The sequence below is a fragment of the Chitinimonas arctica genome, from assembly GCF_007431345.1.
Taxonomy (GTDB): domain Bacteria; phylum Pseudomonadota; class Gammaproteobacteria; order Burkholderiales; family Chitinimonadaceae; genus Chitinimonas; species Chitinimonas arctica.
This window is the reverse complement of record NZ_CP041730.1, coordinates 2236319-2254537: the sequence shown is the minus strand read 5'-3', so window position 1 is coordinate 2254537 and position 18219 is coordinate 2236319. Positions and strand designations below refer to the sequence as shown.

The following is an 18219-nucleotide window of genomic DNA, read 5'->3' as shown; positions in this document are numbered from 1 at the left end:
TGTCACGGGTAATTCGAACCTCGATTTGTCGCTAGTCACAAGGGTGTTGCAAGGGGGTTATATGATTGATTTGGAACAACAAATCACACAGTCCGCATTCGGCAAGCTGGTCGGCATTAGCCAGCCGGCGGTAAGCGATTTACTGTCGCGGCGCGTGATCGCCGAGGGCGACACCGCCGGCGGCTGGCTGCTGTCCTACACCGGCCACCTGCGCGAAGTGGCCGCCGGCCGCGAGTCCGCCGGCGACCTCGACCTGGTGCAGGAACGGGCCGGCCTGGCCAAGGAACAGCGCGAGCGCATCGCCATGCAGAACGCGGTGACCCGCCGCGAGCTGGCGCCAGTGGTGGTGATCGAGGAAGTGCTGGCCAAGGCCGGCAACAAAGTCGGCGGCATTCTCGATGCCATCCCCGGCGCCATCCGCCGCCGCGTGCCCGGCTTGCCCGCCGAAGCGCTGACCCATATCGCCAGCGAGATTGCCCGCGTGCGCAATCTGGCTGCCGCCATCTCGCTTGCCGACCTGCTCGACGACAAGTCCGCGCCGGACGAACTCGACGTGGAGATCGAGGCGTGAACCTGGCCGAGATCTCCCACCTCTCCGAAGTCGATATCGGAAGCCACCTGGCGCGCGGCCTAGCTGCCTTCGGCGTGCCCGAGCCGATGTCGCTGGAAGCCTGGGCGGCCAAGCATTTCTACCTGTCGGCCGAATCGTCCTACGTGGAACAGGAGTGGCGGGCCTGGCCGTTTCAGCGCGCCATCATGGCGGTGATGTCCAACGACGATATCCGCGAGGTCGATTTGAAGAAGTCGGCTCGGGTCGGTTACACCAAGATCATCCTGGCCAAGCTGGCCTACAACGCCCACCACAAACGGCGTAATCAAGCCCTATGGCAGCCGACCGACGAGGACCGCGACGAGTTCGTCAAAACCGAACTCGACCCGATGCTGCGCGACGTGGCGGTCATGAAAGACGTGTTCCCCGCCTATATGGCGCGGCACAAGGACAACACGCTACAGGCCAAGAAGTTTCTGGGCTCGATGTTGCACCTGCGCGGTGGCAAGGCCGCCAAGAACTACCGGCGGATTTCGGTCGATGACGCCATCCTCGACGAAGTCGATGGCTTCGACGCCGATGTGGAAAAGGAAGGCGACCCGTTCACCCTCGCCGCCAAGCGGGTAGAGGGGGCAACGTTTCCGAAAATCATCATTGGCAGCACGCCCAAGCTGAAGGGCTTTTCCATTATCGACACGCGCTTCGAGCTGGCCGACGCGCGCTTCCACTTCGTGATTCCATGCCCAAGTTGCGGCGAAGCACACCCGCTCACCTGGGGCGGCAAGGATGAAAGCCACGGTTTCAAATGGTCCGCCAAAGATCCCAAGACGGTCCGCCACCTCTGCCCGCATTGCGCCACGTTGATCGACCAGGGTGACTACCTGCGCGTGTGCGAGTCCGGCTATTGGCTGTCCGACGATGGCCTACTGTTGATCGACCATGCCGGCGTGTTCCGCAATGCGGCCGGCCATGTCGTGCCCGCGCCCAGCCATGTCGCAATGCATGTCTGGACGGCCTACAGCCCGGCCGCCAGCTGGTCCGATATCGTGCGCGAATTCCTCGCCGCCATGTCCAAGGTCGCCGAAGGCGACATGACCAAGCTGAAGGCGTTTATCAACACCACCCTGGGCGAGGCCTACGAACAGGAAGTACAGCGTTCCGACGCCGACGAGCTGAAGCAGCGCGCCGAGCCGTTCCCGCTGCAATGGGTGCCACGCGGTGGGCTGATGCTGCTGGCCAGCGTGGACGGGCAAGACAACCGCTTGGAAGTCACCGTCAAAGCCTACGGGCGAGGTTGCGAAACCTGGACCATTGACCACCGCATTCTGTATGGCAGCCCCGGCGAGGATGAAGTGTGGCGCGAGCTGGAAGAGATCCTGTTCGAAACCGAATACCCACATGCCGCCGGCACCACCCTGCGTGTGCATGCCACGGCGATTGATAGCGGCGGCCACTACACCCACGCCGTCTATGACTTCTGCGCCAAGCACGAGCGGCGCAAGGTGTTCGCGGTCAAGGGCGCCTCGGGCAAGGAAAAGCACATCAAGAACGGCGCCCAGAAAGTCGATATCGACTGGCGGGGCCGGGTGCGCAAGCGCGGCGTCATCCTGTGGCTGGTCGGTACCAACCTGGCCAAGGATCTGCTCTACGGCCGCATGCAGCTGGAACGTGCCGGACCCGGCTACGTGCATCTATCGCGCGACCATGAAGACGAATTCTTCAAGCAAATGTCCGGCGAGGTTCGCCGCAGCCGCACCACGGTGCGCGGCGAGGAATCGCGCTGGACACCAATCCGCAAACGGGTCGAAGCCTGGGATTGCGCGGTCTACAACCTCTGGCTGGAAACCCACCTCGAACTGGGCCGCAAACCGGCCAAGTGGTGGGATGAACTCGAAGCACGGGTACAACCCGCGATCAGCGATCTATTCGACACGCCGCCGGCTCAAGTCAGCGCCCCCGCAGAGGGGCCTAAGCCGGTGGTGACAAAACAGGGAAGCAAGACCAGCAGCGGGCGTATCGCACCACGCAGGCAGGCCCCCAGCCTCGCCAGCGCCGAATGGGCCGAAAGACTATGACCACCACGCAAGACACCCTCCACGCCGATGATGCACGCGTCTCCCTGCTCTACGACATCACCGCCATCCTGCGCGAGGATATCGGCCTGACCGAACAGCTGGCCACCCCGTGGGCATTGGCCCTGGTCGAGGGCATGTGCAAGCGCATGGGTGGGGAAAAGCGCTATATCCCTGGCGTAGACCGCACCGCCCGCGATTTGGCCATCCGGCAGGAATTCAACGGACAGAACCGCGACCTGGTCTGCAAGAAGTACGGCATCAGTCGTAGCCGGCTTTACCAGATCGTCAGCCGGTGATTTTCCAGCTTTGCACCTTGAAACTGGACTGGCTTTTTGCCACCCTAGCCGGTACCGCCCAAGGAATACGCCATGACCCTCGCCACCGCAATGCGTGATAAGTACCTCGAAGCCGAAGCCGCCATCCTGCTCGGCAAGTCCATCCAGTTCAACGGCCGTACCCTGACCATGGAAAACCTGGCCGAGATCCGCAGCGGCCGCCGCGAATGGGAAGGCCGCGCCGCCAATGAAGCCGCCGGCAAGGCGCCGCGCATCGGCGGCCTGGGTTTCAGCGTGGCGAGGATGGATTAAATGAACCTGATCGACAGCCTGGTGAACTACTTCAATCCCGAGGCCGCCTATAAGCGGGCGACCTTTCGGCAAGCACTGGCCCACTATGAAGGCGCGAAGAAGAGCACCACACGCAAGGCCCGCCGCGATACCCAGTCGCCAAACCAGTTAGTGCAGCAGGGCGCCGTCCCACTACGCGCCACCGCCCGCTACCTGGAGCGCAACCACGACCTGGCACGCGGCGCCTTGCGCGTGCTGGTCAACAACGTGGTCGGCGCCGCCGGCATCGGCGTCGAACCGCAACCACGCCGCGCGGACGGCACCATCCACGAGGAATACGCCAAGGCCCTGCGCGACGCCTGGAAGGACTGGTGTCGCAAGCCCGAGGTCACCCAACGCCATAGCTTCGCCAAGGTCCAGCGCATGGTGGCTCGTACCTGGTTACGCGACGGCGAAGCCTTTAGCCAGCAACTGATTGGCGCCGTCCCCAAGCTCGACCACGGCACCCGCGTACCGTATAGCCTGGAGCTGTTCGAGGCCGATATGGTGCCGATGGATTACAACGAGGGCGACAAGGTGCGCCAGGGCATCGAGTCCAACGGCTGGGGCCGCCCGGTCGGCTATTGGGTCTACAAACAAAACCCGCTCGACGTAGGCCTATTTCTCAGCAATGGCAGCCTGCGCCGCATCAGCGCCGACCGCATGCTGCATATCGCCCTGCTCGACCGCATCGGCCAGCAACGCGGCGTGTCCGAGTTCGCCAGCGTGCTGACCCGCCTGGAAGACATCAAGGACTACGAAGAAAGCGAACGGGTCGCCGCCAAGGTGGCGGCCATGCTGACCGCCTACGTCAAGCGCGGCACCCCGGATCTATACAACCCCGACGACGAAGCCAAGGACGAAAACGGCAACCCGGTCCCACGCGAGCTGCGCATGGCGCCGGGGATGATTATCGACACCCTCGCCGCCGGCGAAGAGATCGGCATGATCGACAGCAACCGGCCGAATCCGAACCTCATCACTTTCCGCCAGGGCCAGCTACGTGCAGTCGCAGCAGGCCTGGGCGGCAGCTATTCCAGCATCAGCCGGGATTACAACGGTACCTACAGCGCCCAGCGGCAGGAGCTGGTCGAGCAGTGGATACACTACGCCGTGCTGGCCGACGAGTTCACAGGGATGTTTGTACAGCCGACTTGGGAATCGTTTGTGCTGGCTTCGCAGCTGTCCGGTGTGGTACCGATGCCGGCAGATGTGGTGCCCGAGACAGCGGACGATGCGTTGTTTATTGGCCAGTCGATGCCGTGGATTGATCCGCTGAAGGAAGCCAATGCTTGGGAAGCTTTGGTTCGGGCTGGATTTGCTAGCGAGGTGGAGGTTCTGCGAAAGCGTGGGGCAAATCCACGCGATGTATTGGAACAGATAGCTACCTGGCGCAAACAAACGGACGAGAAAGGCCTGAAATTTAGTTCAAGTGCAACTTCAAACAGTGGAGAAACCACTTCCTCCGATAGGGAAAATTAACAGTCATCAGCCACCTTCGCTACATAATTTCCAAATTTAGCGTCGATAATATTAACACTGAACCCTTCAAAACTAACGATATTAAAACTGAACAACGCACAACTAAACCGTCTGATTTCCTGCCCTAGCAATCTGTATCCACGAGCCTTTTCTTTCTCTTACAACTCGGTGCAATACCAGCTCGTCATAATCGACGCCCTCGCCATTTTCGTCGTATCCACCGCTCTGCTCCCGCACATCACCTGTCCCAGGTAATAAGTCACTCCTTGTGGAATTATTTAATTCATCGGCCTTTTCCTCCAGAAGGGAAGGAGTGTAGCGCGTATAAAGCTCTCGTATCAATCCATTCGACACAACAGGAAGCCTGTGCGCGAATTTATATATGCCCAGCTCTCGAACCTCCAACGGCAAAGTTAAAAAATATTCATTTAATTCCGCCAATTCAGATTTCAGATCCGAACCCCAAATAAATCGCTGGTCAGAACGAAGGAAAAAAGGCGCACAAGTTCGATGCAATTTATCTGTCGATATGAAAATATTACAAAACGGGAGGTAGAAAATATACGCAATATCGACGCAATGGCTTTGCCGAGTGCTTGCAATTAATTTAGCTGCCACGGCCAGGCTAAAAAAAATCTCTACGGTAAGAACAAAGACTGCATAAGGGGCGAACTCCATAAGCCGTGGCCTTTTAAGTGACCGCCATCGATTTTTAATATTCCTTCTTAGTCCTTTTGGAACATCTAACATTTCCATAAACACATCAAATCGTCCATAAGTTTTAGCCAAGGAAGCAATAGCACCAACCGCCATACGATGAGCATCTTCAAGAGACTTGCAGTTTTTAACTGTAATCCCAATTTTCTCCACCGCCATTTCTGTCAATTTTAAATCTATGCGCGCCAGTTGTGACCGCCAGTCACGTGCTTGTTCACGCTCTATCTCAAGGAACCTCCCTTCTTGCCACCGAATAAATGCCTTAGCTTCCTCTGGCTCTTTAATTGTAACTTTCACCTTTCCATCGCGATATGACTTTATGGCTCTTGCTACTGGAATTTGACCAGTCATCGGCACTCGGTGTCCAAGCAGATCATTGAGACAAAGCTCACGATGAAAATAGCATGGCACGCTGGACATTTGAGGTGTTTTCGCAGCGATTATACCCACTTCGTCTTCACTCGTTTTTCCTGAGCGCGGCTTCTTTTCTAAATCAGCCAAAGTTTCAATATAAAACAAGGGAGCAATGGCCGTATAAAAATAACGATCAAACCATACAGACTCGTCGGTGCTTAACGACTGTATAAATGATTTATCAAAAAGTGTTGTCGGACCCATTAGCCTTCCTTGTTCGCAAGCGTAAATCACTTTGCGTAGGGACAAACACCGTCCTAACTATGGCAGCTTCATGCCACCCGCCCAAGTATGAATAATATTTTCCCGAATAGCCTATTGCTACCGAAACGAGCTGCACAATTAAATCTCTCGCGGCTGCGACATAATTTAGCAACATATCCTTATCTTTTTTATAAAACCCATCATGCACTATATCATTGCGAGCATCCACCATCCCCTTTAGATCAATGTCTTCAAAAGAAATACACCAGCAGTTTAACAAGCGAATAGTATTATCCCTCAGCGAGGGCTTCTTCGTATCCGGAAATCTTTCATTTACAAATTTAGCAACATTACTCCGCTCTTTATTATTAATCATTTCAGTCTCATCAATCTTTCCTATCAAGCTCTTAATTCTCTCCTTCATTAAAACATCCTCCACGTCCCTTTTAATTTTCTCCTCCTTGTCTCCTTTTTGGGAGATCAAATATTCAAGCGCTGTCATGTAATGTATAAGATTTACTTCCGGATATGAAGAAGTCATTGAAAACCATTCGACCACAAAGCGTATTTGTTCCGCACTCAATAAAGAATCGTGAAACGAACTCAACGCCAATTTCAAAAAATCTTCTTGACACTTATTTTCAAACACCGGGCAAGCAGACTTAATCTGCTGCGGCTGCGACAATAAATCTATTCTCAACAACCCCTCGCCGTGGAACTCAATAATCGGCGCACGAAGAAATGAAGCAAAAGAAAAAGATAATGCACATTGCACATATTCAAGCACGCTCATAGCTTGCTTACGCCATTCATCAACGTCCAGAATATCAGCAGCTGCTCGAACTTCAATAAAGCCAGCAATTGAATTGACACAGCTAACTTTTCCCTTCGAGCAAACTTTCAACAGCCCCGCTATACACTTGCTCTCGTACGAATTCTTACCATCCAAACCTTTCAAATACATGCGCAAGATTGGAAATTCAACTGAGCTGGGTAATTTCTCCACAAGCTCAGCATCCTCACACTCACCGAATATTTTAAGTCCGCCGCCGCAAAGACTTTCGTAAAAAGTAGTCAACTGGAGCGATTCAGTCTTAAAAAAAATCCGTTCATCTGAATTGCCTGAAATTGAAAAATAACATGTCTCCTCTCCATGATTATCCTTAATTGCCGCCGCCATTTCACTCGACGGGATGCATTCAAAATCCAAGACAAGATCACCAGAATCATTAATTGACACAGAGAAAGAAATTTCCACAGACAACCCATGAGCATCTAAGCGCCCTGAAAATGATCTTTTTTCCATTTGCAGCGATCTTACTAAATCATTTATTAGAACCATTTAAATAAATCCTTTCAATCGAAGAACAACTTTTTTGAGCACTCTTCTTGTCTCAAAATAGTCCAGTTTTAAGCCTAAAAACTGGACTGACTTTTCCCCACACTACGCCCATCAACTCAGGAGCAAGCCTGATGGGCAGTCCCTACATCATCCGCGCCAAGGCAGCCGGCGAAGCGCAAGAAGTCTTTATCTACGGCGATATCGGCGAAAGCTGGTACGACGAGTCGGTCGCTGCTAAAGACTTCGTCCGCGAAATCGCCGCGCTCGACACCACCGCCATTACCGTGCGCCTCAACTCCTACGGCGGCTCGGTTGCCGACGGCCTCGCCATCTACAACGCGCTCAAGCGCCACCCCGCCGCCATTCACATCAGCATAGACGGCGTCGCGGCCAGTATTGCCAGTTTGATTGCCATGGCCGGCGATACGGTCGAGATCGCCGACAACGCACTGATGATGATCCATGCACCGTGGGGCTACGCCGGCGGCAATAGCGTGGCGATGCGTGAATACGCCGACCTGCTGGATACCTACGCGCAAGCCATGACCAGCAGCTATGTCGCCAAAAGCGGCATGACAAACGATGCGGTACTGGCCCTGCTGACCGACGGTGCCGACCACTGGTACACCGCCAACGAAGCGCTGGCCGCCGGCTGGGTGGACAGCGTCACCAACCCCACCCCTGTTACCGCCTCGGCCAGCCTGGCCGGCCTGTCCCGCTTCAAGTCCTTGCCGTCCGCCCTGGCTTCACGCCTGGGCAGTCCGGCCGCCTCTACCTCGGAGAAAACCATGCCCCTGTCCGCCAATCCGGTTGCCGCGCCTGCGCCTGCACCTGCATCCGCGACCCCGGTCGATGAACAAGCCATCGTGGCACGCGGCATCAAGGCGGAAGCCGATCGCCGCACTGCCATCCGCGCTTCGTTCGCCCGCTTCCAAAACAGTGAAGGCGTCGCCGCCCTACTCACCGCCTGCGAAAACGACACCACCCTGTCCGCCCAAGCTGCCGGCGAAAAGCTCCTGGCCCACCTCGGCCGCGACGCCACCCCCGTCGCCGGCGGTCACGTCGTCACCGTCGAAGACGAGCGCGACAAATTTCGCGCCGCCGCTACCGAATCGGTGCTGGCCCGGTCCAGCGTGCAAACCAAGGACGGCCTGGTGCGTGCGACCGGCGCCAATCCTTATCGCGGCCATACCCTGCTGGACCTGGCCCGCGCCAGCCTTGCGCGTGCCAACATCCGCACCGATGGCATGGACAAAATGCAGATCGTGGCGGCGGCCTTCACCCAGTCCGGCAGCGATTTCCCCATCCTGCTGGAAAACGCCATGCACAAGTCGCTACAGGCGGCCTATGCCATCGCGGCCGATACCTGGACCCGCTTCTGCGCACGCGGCAGCGTCAGCGACTTCCGCGCCCATCCCCGTTATCGCGTCGGCAGCCTGGGCAATCTGGACAGCCTCAGCGAGCTGGGCGAGTTCAAGAACAAGTCCATTCCCGATGGGGAGAAGGCCGCCATCACCGCCGGCACCAAGGGCAATATCATCAATCTGTCCCGCCAGGCCGTCATCAATGACGACCTCGGCGCCTTCGTCGGCCTGGCCACCATGCTGGGGCGCGCGGCCAAGCGCACGGTTGAAGCGGACGTCTACGCGCTGCTGGCCAGCAACCCGGTGATGAAGGACGGGAACCCCTTATTCCACGCCAGCCACGGCAACATCGGAGTTGCCGCGCCGCCCTCGGTCGCTTCCTTCGACGAAGCGCGCGTGCTGATGGCCAAGCAGAAGGATGTCGGCGGTAACGACTTCCTCGATCTGCGTCCGGCTATCTGGCTGGGGCCGACCGGCATGGGCGGTGACGCCAAGGTCATCAATGGCGCCGAGTACGACCCCGACACCAGCAACAAACTGCAAAAGCCCAACAAGGTCCGAGGCCTGTTCAGCGACCTGGTCGATAGCCCGCGCCTGGATGGCACCGCCTGGTACGCCTTTGCCAATCCGGTCGATGCCCCAGTGATCGAGGTGGCATTTCTCGATGGCCAGGACCAGCCCTTCCTGGAGCTGGAAAACGGCTTCAGCGTCGATGGCGCCCGCTACAAGGTCCGCCTCGACTATGGCACCGGCGCGATTGACCACCGTGGCGCCACCATGAACAACGGCACGCCGCCCGCCTAACGCCTCCCCTCTCTGCCTACCCCATCAAGGAACGGATCATGGCCAAAAATTTTATCCAACCTGGCGAGGTGATGGACTACCTCGCCACCGCGAACCTCGTCAGCGGCGCCGGCGTGCTGGTCGGCCAGCGGCTCGGCGTCGCGCTCAAAGATATTCCCAACGGCACGTCCGGCCCGGTGCAGGTCACCGGCGTCTGGTCGCTGCCCAAGCTGGCGACCGATACCTTTGTAGCCGGTGCGATTGCCTACTGGGACGACACCGCCAAGCGCCTGACGGCCACCGCCGCCAGCAACACAGTGGCTGGCTACGCCTTCAAGGCCGGCGCCAGCGGTGCTGCCACGCTTGCTATCAAGCTGAACGCCTAATCATGGACAGCCCTTTCGCCGCCTTGGAACGCCGCGTGAATGCGGTGGTAGGCAAACGCCTGGCCAATGCCACCGCCACGCTCGGCAACGAAACGGTCAGCGGCCTGTTCGACGCCACCTATGCCGACGCGCTCGGCTACGGCGGCGGCAGCCGGCCGGTGTTCCAGTTCGACGGCGAACAGGTGTTCGCGGTGGTGGAGGATGACCCCATCACCCTTCGCTCCGCCAGCGGCGCCATCCTTTTCAACGGCACGGTGGCCAGTGTGGAACCCGATGGCTCGGGCTGGCTGCTCCTGCACCTGCATCGGTCGGCGCCATGAGTACCCACGCCCGCACCCAGATCCGCGCCGCCGCCAAGCAGGCCCTGGCCGGCCTGCCCAGCATCGGCAGCCGGGTGTTCAGCAACCGCGCCCGGCCGGTCGATCCGGACAAGTTGGGCGGTCCTTGCCTGCTGGTCTACTGCAACGACGAGCCGCAAATCGAGGCCGCCGAAATCGGCACGCCGCATGTGCAACTGCGCCGGCTGGATCTGGTGTTGCGGGTGGTGTGCAAGGCCGGTACCGACGTGGACGACGTGCTCGACGCCTGCCTGTTGCAGATCGAGCAGGCCATGGCGGCCGATACCTCGCTCGGCGGCGTAATCCCAGCCGGCGTGCAGCTGGCCAGCATCCAGACCGACGTGGACGACAGCCTGGAAACGCCGCTTGGCGTCGCCGTGCTGCTGTACCGCGCCGAATACCAAACCTTCAACACCGCCCCCGACGTGCTGCTGTAGCAGCGCGGCCACCGGAGAACACCCCATGTCATTCGCCAATACCAGCCGGGCCACGCTGGCCTTTGTGGAAGAAGCCATACCCGGCGTGACACCGCCCGGCGGCGACCACAAGGCGTTGCGCTTTACCGGCGAGTCCTTCGATCCGCAACGCACCAAAACCAAGTCGGACGAGATCCGCGACGACCGGCAAACCAACGGCATGACCACCACCGCCATCGATCCGGGTGGCGCTTTCAACCTTGAATGGTCCTACAAGGAATACGACGACTTTCTGCGCGGCCTGTTGCAAGGTGTATGGGTCAGCACCGCCGCCGCCATCAGCGCGACCTTTACCGCCACCACCCTGACGGCGGCCAGCGGCACCCCCTTCGCGGCCTTGGTCACCGGCCAGTGGATCAGGATCAGCGGCGCCGCCACGCCGGCCAATAATGGCTGGTTCCGCATCCTGGCCAGAACCAGCAGCACGGTGCTGACCTTCGCGGCCGCCACCTTTACCGCCGAAGGGCCGACCGCTGCGGTCAGCGTCAATAGCGCGCGCCTTAGCAATGGTGTGAAGGAAGCCACTTTCACCATCGAGCGGCAGTTGAACGACGTGGGCCAGTTCTTCACCTACACCGGCCTGCTGCCCGCCAAGTTCACCCTGCAAGGCGATAGCACCAGCAAGCTGACCGGCTCCTTCGAGTTCAAGGGCCGCGCCGAAAGCTCCGGTCCGGCTACGGGCCTGCCCGGCATCAAGACGCCCAGCCAGACCTACCCAATCACCAACGGCGTGCGCAGCGTACAAGGCTTGATGGAAGGCGGCGTCGCCATGACCGGCGTCACGCTGAAGTCCTTCAGCTTGGTGGTGGACAACGCTCCCATCAATGCCACCGCCATCGGCACGCTGGGTAACGCCGATATCTCGGCCGGCAGCATCGCCGTCACCGTGAGCATGGAAGCCTACTTCAGCACCGGCGCCGCCGGCCTGAAAGCCAAGTACGACACCGACACCGAAACCAGCTTTGCTTTCCGCGTGGTCGATACCGCCGGCAATGGCTACGCCTTCACGTTCCCCATGGGCCAGGTCAGCAAGTTCAGCTGCAACGCCGGCCAGATCAACCAGTACTGCATGGCCAGCGTGGAATTCACCTTCTACCTGGACCCCGTCACCGGCAAAACCGTCTTGATCGATCGCGCCGGCGCGTAACCCCCTTCACCACCCATCCGCCGGCCTGGTCCGGCAATCACCCGAGGAATTCAGGCATGACATCGTTCGATCAGCTTTACACCGTGGACCCCGACAAAGCCGCCCGTGGCGTGTGGTCCGAGCCGGATGCTTCCGGCGCTACCTACCTGGTCGCGCAATACGGCGACTTGGCCAAGGCCCGTCTGGAAAAGCTGCAAGCCCCGCACAAGCGCCAGTTCGACAACGGCACGGCACCCATCGGCCTGCGCCGCCATCTGTTCGCCCAGTGCCTGGCCGACGTGGTCCTGCTCGATTGGCAGGACGTCAAGCCGGGCGGCAAGCCCTTGCCCTACACCAAGCAAGCCGCCATCCAGTTGCTGGAGTCGTCCGAGTACTTCTCCGATTTCATCCTCAAGCTGGCCGTGGACAAGGAGCGCTACGACCTGGAAGCCGAGGCGACCGCCACAAAAAACTGACCGACCACTTGCAGTGGCAGTTGGACTGGGGGGCGTACCTGCCCACCCTGCTGGAAGAGGAGGCGGAAAGCGGCGAGACGCCGCAAGCCTTGCTCGATATGCCGCCCCTCGATCCCGATAACGCCCGCTGGTACCAGGCCTTCAACGACCTGAACCCCAGCCGGGTGGCCGGGTTCGGGCCGGGCAGCATCCCTGTCAGCGAGATCCTCGCTTATGCCCAGCTGCTGCAAGTGGATGACCGCGACACCCTGTTCCGCCGTATCCGTGCCTGCGACCACACCTGGCTGCAACACGCCGCCGACCAGCAAAAGACCGACACCTAGCGAGACCCATGGCCACCGGTTCCAACATCAATATCGTGCTGAGCGCCGAAGACCGCACCCAAGCGGCCTTCGAGCGCGTCAAGGCGCAGGCGCTCGATGTGCGCGACCGGGTCGATCAGATCAAATCGGCGGCCCTGGGCGTGGCCACCGCCGTCGGCGTCAATCTGTTCGCCGGCTGGGTCAAGGGTTCGATCGATGCCATGGACGCGCTCAACGATCTATCCGAGCGCACCGGCATCGCCGCCGACAGGTTGTCGGCCTATGGCTATGCCGCGCAGCTGTCCGGCACCAATATGGACAGCTTGGCCACCGGCATCAAGGATTTCTCCAAGAGCATTGTCGCCAGCGATCCCGCCTTCAAGGCCATGGGTGTTTCGCTGAAGGACAATAGCGGGCAGCTGAAATCCACCGAGGTCTTGCTCGAAGAAGTCGCCGACCGCTTTGCCGGCTACCAGGACGGCGCCAGCAAGTCGGCCCTGGCCATGCAGCTGTTCGGCAAAAGCGGCATGGAATTGATCCCCTTCCTGAATAACGGCAAGGCCGGTCTGGCCGAGCTGCGCGCCGAAGCCGAACGCTTGGGCCTGGTGATGTCGGCCGATGCCGTCGCCGGCGCCGCTGCCTTCAACGACCAGGTGGACCGGCTCAAGGCCGTTTCCAGTGGCTACGCCGGCCGGCTCACCGCCGAGCTGTTGCCCACCCTCAATTCCGTTTCTGATTCGCTGATGGGTACCGCCTCGCAGTCGGGTGGCTTGCGCATCGCCATCGATGCGCTGGCCTTCGGTGTCAAAGGCCTGGTGTCGATTGCCTACGGTGTGATTGCGGTGTTCGACCAGATCGGCAGCGCCATCAGTGCAGCCGCCGCGACCGCCATGGCCGGCGTCGATACCCTCTGGCAGGCCAGCAAGGCCGCCAGTAAGGCATCGTTGTTCGACTTCTCCGGTGCCAAGCAGGAACTCGCCGGGGCGCAGGATAACTATGCCCAAATCGGCCATATCCGCGACGCCGCCCAAGAGGATGCCGCCCGCAAAAACGATGAGTACGACAGCAAGGTGCGGCAGATCTGGGCTGATATGCCCAAGGCCGCCGGTACCGCCGCCGAGGAGACGGCCAAGAACCTGACCGCGCCGCTGACCGCCTCGGCCAAGAAAGTCGAATCCACCTTCGACAAGCTGAGCGCCCAGCTACAGGCCAACTACCTCGCCTCCCTGCGCGCCCTCTCGCCCGAATACGCCAAGCTGACCAAGTCCGAACAAGACCTGGTCGCCCTGGTCCACGACAAAAGCAAGGGCTGGGACACCCTCCAGCCCAAGGAACAGGCAGCCATCCGCCGCCAGGTGCAGCTCATCGCCGAGCAGGAACGCGGCGTCGATGCCCTCAAGGCTTTTGAGAAGTCGCAACAGTCCTTGGCCACCGCCTACGCCAGCGGCCTGGAAAAGAACCGCGCCATCCTGGACGCCGCCCGCGACGAAGCCGCGCAATACGGGCTCAGTAAAACCGCCATCGATGCGCTGACCCTATCCAAGCGGGAAGCCCTGTTGGTGGATCTTCAGCGCCAGCAGTTGGTGAGCGAACGGCGGGGCGAGGACAATCCCGACCTGAACGACCGGATTCGGCTGCTCAGTGACGAGATCGCCATGCGCCGCGAAGCGCTGGAAATCTCCACCGGTACCGCCGCCCGCAAAGCCGCCGACGATGCCGCCGAAGCCGCCCGTGATGCCTGGAAGAAGACCACCGACAGCCTCGCCGACAACCTGACCGATGCGCTGTGGCGTGGCTTTGAAGGCGGCAAGGGGTTTCTGGAGAACTTCAAAACCACTGCCATCAATGCATTTAAAACGATGATTCTGCGCCCCAGCGTGCAAGCAGTGGTCACCCCGGCGGCGGGCGGGGTTGGCGGCTTCGCGCAGGTGGCGGGCCAGGCCGGCGGTGGCGGTATGGATCTGCTGTCGATCGGCAAAGGCATCTACCAGGGTTTCGCCACTGGCTTTCAGTCGCTATCGGGCGGCAACCTGGTCGGTGGGCTGGTGCAGGACTTCGCTTCCAGCAGCTTTGGCCAAGGTATGGGGCTGGCCAATACCGCCGGTCAGTTGACCCAGGCCGGTGGCGACCTGGTGGTCAACGCCAGCAGCTTTGCCGACTCGGCCACCAGCTTTGTGTCGTGGGCCTCCACCGCCGTCGATGTGCTGCATGCCCTCGGCACCGGCGAAGGCATCGGCAAAGCAGCCGGCTCCGCCATCGGTACCATGATATTGCCCGGCATCGGCACCCTGATTGGTAGCTTCCTGGGCGGCGCCATCGACAAGGCCTTCGGGGGTGGCGGCGGCCCGAAGAGCGGCGGCGAAGCCTTCAGCCAGGCCGGTACGCGGCGCCAGCTGTTCACGCCGAACCAGGCCGACCAGGGCTTGCAGGCGACCGTCGCCGGCCTCTCGCTACAGTATGCCGCGCTGATGAAATCCATCGGCGGTACCGCGCAAACGATGAACTTCGGCCTGGGCTTCGACAGCGACCCGGCCGGCTCCGCACAAAACCGCATCAGCAGCCGCGTCTACGATGCCTCGGGCAAGGTTGCCTATGAAAGCATCAACCACGAGGTCGGCCGCGACGATGAAAAGCTGAAAGCCGAAATGGGCGTCGAGGTCGGCCGCCTGCTGCTGGCTGCCGTGAAGGCCTCCAACCCGGCCGAGGAATACGCCAAGGTACTGGGCAGCGTCGATATCAAGTCGGCCACGGCCGAGCAGGTCAAGGCCATGACCGAGCAGCTGACTGCCATAGGCCAGGTCAAGGCGGCCTTTGAGGGCTTCGGCAAGGTGCTGCCGCAGTTGTCGGGCCTCAGCTATGCCACCCAGCAAAAGCTGGTGGCCCTGGCCGGCGGCCTGCAAAACCTCAGCGCCGGCGTCGAAAGCTATTACCAGAACTTCTACAGCGAGTCCGAGCGCCGCGCCATGGCGACTGGGCAACTGGCCAAGCAATTCGAGGCGCTGGGCTTGGTCATGCCGACGACACGCGAAGGCTTCCGCCAACTGGTCGACGGCCTGGGCACCATCACCGACGCCAATGCAGGCACCTATGCCGCACTGATTGGCCTGAATACGGCCTTTGCCAATGTGGTGGGCGTCAGCGAAGCCGCGGCGAACGCCACCGAGGCCGCGACCAGCGCCGAAAATCGCCTGGCGGCCGCGCGCGGTCAGCAGTCCAGCCTATTCGACAAGTATGCATCCGACTCGGCCAAGCTCGCCAAGGCACAGGTCGATCTGATCGCCGGCTTCGGCGGCCTGGGCAAGGCCGTGCCCAAGTCGGCGGCAGAGCTGCTCGATATGGCGTCGGCCGCCGACCCGATGACGACAGCCGGGCAACGCCTGCTGGCGGTGATTTCAGGGTTGACCGATGCCTTCGACCTGGTGCAGGGCGCGGCCAAGTCAGCCGACGAAGCAGCCCGCCAGCAAGCCGATACCGCGCTGGCGGCCGCCCAGTCACGGGCCAACGAATGGGCCGCCGCCGGCCGGGGCCTGGACGACTACCTACGCAAGCTCAACTACACCGACAACAGCCCGCTTTCGACCGAACAGCGCTATGCAAGCGCACGCAACGACTACGACGCCCTCAAGGCGCGAGTAAAGGGCGGCGATGTCGGGGCCGTCGGCGACCTCCAGGGTGCCGGCGAGCAGCTGTTGAGCCTGGGCCGCGAGATGTTCGCGCGCTCCAGCGGCAACTACGCCCAGCTGTATGAAGGGGTAAGCGGCGATCTGCGCGGGGTGGCCACCACCGCCAGCGCCGGCGGCTATGCCAGCGCCGGCGTCGATACGGTCAACGAATTAAAGCGCAGCAACGAACTACTGGCCCGCCAAGTGGCCGCCGCCGAAGCCAGCAATAAGCTACTGGAAGCGCAAGTCCGCCAGGCATCCGCCGTCGCCATTGAAAACAAGCGCGCGCTGGATGAGCTGAAAGCAACCATTGCCGATGGCAACCGCGAAGCCCGCCAGCGCGGCGGCAGCACCCGTGGCAGCACGCTGACGGTGGGGAGCTAAGCATGGTTGTCGTTCAGTTCAACCACGTGCAGGGCGGCGTCACCACGCCGTACCGAATTAGCGATATCGGCTACTTGACCGGTCCCGCCGACACCCCGGCCAACACCATGCTCTCGCCGCGCTTGCAGGCGCTGCCGCGCTATTCCCGCTCGATCAGTGCCGACGGCGAGCGCTCGATGGTGGGTGGCCAGCTCACCCGCTCGTTCGGCGAGGTCAGCCTGATCAACAACGACGGCGCGCTCGACTTCCTGCTTGGTCTCAATGGCCTGGTCGATCAGCCCGTCCAAGTGTATTGGGTGCCCGATCCGGTGCCCTCGCCGCTGGTGTTGTCCGAGCACCAGTTGTTCGTCGCCCGCTGCGGCGCGCCGACCTTCGATAGCGACCTGATCCGCATCCCGCTGCACGAAGTGGAAAGCGTACTGGAACGCCCCTTCCTCAAGCCCATCAGCAGCTACCCGGAATCCGCCACGCTGTTCGATCCGGCTAGCCTGGCGGTCAATGGCAACCGCAACGCCCCACGCGTATTCGGCAAGGTGCGTGGCGTCGAACCCATCCTGGTCGATGCCACCCGCAATATCTATCTGATATCCGACCACCCGGCCACGGTCGTGCTGTTTGACAAGGGCGTGATGATTACCGGCTTCCGGCAAGGCTCGCTCCCCCTGATCTACTCGCCCCCGCCCAGTCCCGGCACGGCCAAGTATTTCCCCGGCGACGCCCTCACGCCGCGCGTCTATGCCTGCCTGGGCAGCACGCCCGAGCTACTGACCGCGCATGTCACGTCCGCCTCCACGCCAAGCTACAGCCCGAATCCGGACAAGTTTGTATACCAGGCCGTCGTCGATCTGGTGCAAGCGGTCCTGCCTGGCCAGGGTGTCGGCTCGGATCTGCATGCCTTCCTGACCAGCATCGGTACCGGCTGGCTGGCACGCGAGCTGGATACGCCGATGGATGGCATACGCTTTTTGCTCAGTTCGATCGATGGCTGGTTCGGCTACAACCGGCACGGCGGCTTTCAGTGCGGCGTCATCAAGGAGCCGTCCGCACCCAGCTATAGCCTGCCCGCCGCGAAGATCCGCGAAGTATCGATCACCTGGCAGGGCGGCGGTTACACGGCACGCCAGGTCACGGCCAAGGTCGGCCGCGCCTACACCGTCTTGCAGCAGGTCGCACCCACGGTCATTCCGACCTTTGCGGCATTGCTGCGGCGCGAATGGATCGAGCGCAAAAGCGCGGCGGCGACCACGCCCGAGCTGTACCAATTCGACCGCATCATTTCTACCGCGCTGGACCAGGACGATGCCGGCATCCCCAGCGTATTGGCGGCCATCTTCGCCAAGTACGACACCCTGACCCGCATTTACTCGGTCGATCTGGTGATGACCCGTAGCTTGGCGCTGGCGATTGAAATCGGCCAATGCGTCAACCTGACCTGGCCACGCTACGACCTGGCCAACGGCAAACCGTTAATCGTGATCGGCATCGATATGGATCTGGAAACCCGGGCGCTGCGCCTGCGGCTGTGGGGCTGAG

The 18219-nt window shown here is 60.8% G+C and carries 16 protein-coding genes; 14 read left to right on the top strand and 2 right to left on the bottom strand.

Annotated elements, in window-relative coordinates:
• The first annotated feature begins 61 nt into the window (after positions 1 to 61).
• From FNU76_RS10250 to FNU76_RS10230, 5 genes are all read left to right on the top strand, one after another.
• Positions 62 to 571: a DNA packaging Nu1 gene (locus tag FNU76_RS10250; RefSeq protein WP_144278108.1), complete on the top strand. Its 510-nt coding sequence runs from the start codon at positions 62 to 64 to the stop codon at positions 569 to 571.
• Positions 568 to 2625 (top strand): phage terminase large subunit family protein, encoded by a 2058-nt coding sequence (locus FNU76_RS10245; protein ID WP_223879293.1) that lies wholly within the window; start codon positions 568 to 570, stop codon positions 2623 to 2625. Before FNU76_RS10250 ends, FNU76_RS10245 begins: the two co-directional genes overlap by 4 nt.
• Entirely contained in the window at positions 2622 to 2921 is a 300-nt protein-coding gene (locus FNU76_RS10240; protein WP_223879292.1) for a Mor transcription activator family protein, read from the top strand. Before FNU76_RS10245 ends, FNU76_RS10240 begins: the two co-directional genes overlap by 4 nt.
• Before the next feature lie 72 nt (positions 2922 to 2993).
• Positions 2994 to 3212 carry a DUF6148 family protein gene (locus tag FNU76_RS10235; protein WP_144278106.1) on the top strand — a complete coding sequence of 73 codons (219 nt, stop codon included), beginning with the start codon at positions 2994 to 2996 and terminating at the stop codon, positions 3210 to 3212.
• Entirely contained in the window at positions 3213 to 4712 is a 1500-nt protein-coding gene (locus FNU76_RS10230; protein ID WP_144278105.1) for a phage portal protein, read from the top strand.
• A gap of 102 nt (positions 4713 to 4814) precedes the next feature.
• Here FNU76_RS10230 and FNU76_RS10225 read toward each other — a convergent pair whose 3' ends face one another.
• Together FNU76_RS10225 and FNU76_RS10220 are read right to left on the bottom strand one after the other, a co-directional pair.
• Positions 4815 to 6047: a hypothetical protein gene (locus FNU76_RS10225; RefSeq protein ID WP_144278104.1), complete on the bottom strand. Its 1233-nt coding sequence runs from the start codon at positions 6045 to 6047 to the stop codon at positions 4815 to 4817.
• On the bottom strand, positions 6025 to 7389 hold the full coding sequence (locus tag FNU76_RS10220) for a hypothetical protein (RefSeq protein WP_144278103.1): 1365 nt from the start codon (positions 7387 to 7389) through the stop codon (positions 6025 to 6027). Before FNU76_RS10220 ends, FNU76_RS10225 begins: the two co-directional genes overlap by 23 nt.
• Positions 7390 to 7520: 131 nt before the next feature.
• Here FNU76_RS10220 and FNU76_RS10215 point away from each other — a divergent pair, with 131 nt between their 5' ends.
• From FNU76_RS10215 to FNU76_RS10175, 9 genes are read left to right on the top strand one after another with little or no spacing between them, the layout of a single operon-like run.
• Entirely contained in the window at positions 7521 to 9557 is a 2037-nt protein-coding gene (locus tag FNU76_RS10215) for a ClpP-like prohead protease/major capsid protein fusion protein (RefSeq protein ID WP_144278102.1), read from the top strand.
• 38 nt (positions 9558 to 9595) lie between these two features.
• Positions 9596 to 9922, top strand: coding sequence for a DUF2190 family protein (locus FNU76_RS10210; protein ID WP_144278101.1), 327 nt, complete (start codon positions 9596 to 9598; stop codon positions 9920 to 9922).
• A 2-nt stretch (positions 9923 to 9924) separates the two neighbouring features.
• Positions 9925 to 10242: a head-tail joining protein gene (locus FNU76_RS10205; protein WP_144278100.1), complete on the top strand. Its 318-nt coding sequence runs from the start codon at positions 9925 to 9927 to the stop codon at positions 10240 to 10242.
• The gene (locus FNU76_RS10200) at positions 10239 to 10697 is read left to right on the top strand and encodes a hypothetical protein (RefSeq protein WP_144278099.1); all 459 of its coding nucleotides are present in this window, start codon (positions 10239 to 10241) and stop codon (positions 10695 to 10697) included. Before FNU76_RS10205 ends, FNU76_RS10200 begins: the two co-directional genes overlap by 4 nt.
• A gap of 25 nt (positions 10698 to 10722) precedes the next feature.
• The gene (locus FNU76_RS10195; protein ID WP_144278098.1) at positions 10723 to 11883 is read left to right on the top strand and encodes a phage tail tube protein; all 1161 of its coding nucleotides are present in this window, start codon (positions 10723 to 10725) and stop codon (positions 11881 to 11883) included.
• A 56-nt stretch (positions 11884 to 11939) separates the two neighbouring features.
• A complete protein-coding gene (locus FNU76_RS10190; protein WP_144278097.1) occupies positions 11940 to 12338 on the top strand; it encodes a phage-derived protein YdaY family protein in 399 nt (132 codons plus the stop codon).
• Positions 12339 to 12346: 8 nt separating this feature from the next.
• The gene (locus FNU76_RS10185) at positions 12347 to 12661 is read left to right on the top strand and encodes a phage tail assembly chaperone (RefSeq protein WP_144278096.1); all 315 of its coding nucleotides are present in this window, start codon (positions 12347 to 12349) and stop codon (positions 12659 to 12661) included.
• 8 nt (positions 12662 to 12669) lie between these two features.
• On the top strand, positions 12670 to 16686 hold the full coding sequence (locus FNU76_RS10180; protein ID WP_144278095.1) for a phage tail tape measure protein: 4017 nt from the start codon (positions 12670 to 12672) through the stop codon (positions 16684 to 16686).
• A 2-nt stretch (positions 16687 to 16688) separates the two neighbouring features.
• Complete coding sequence (locus FNU76_RS10175; RefSeq protein WP_144278094.1) at positions 16689 to 18218, top strand: hypothetical protein; 1530 nt, start codon at positions 16689 to 16691, stop codon at positions 18216 to 18218.
• Position 18219: the final 1 nt, after the last annotated feature.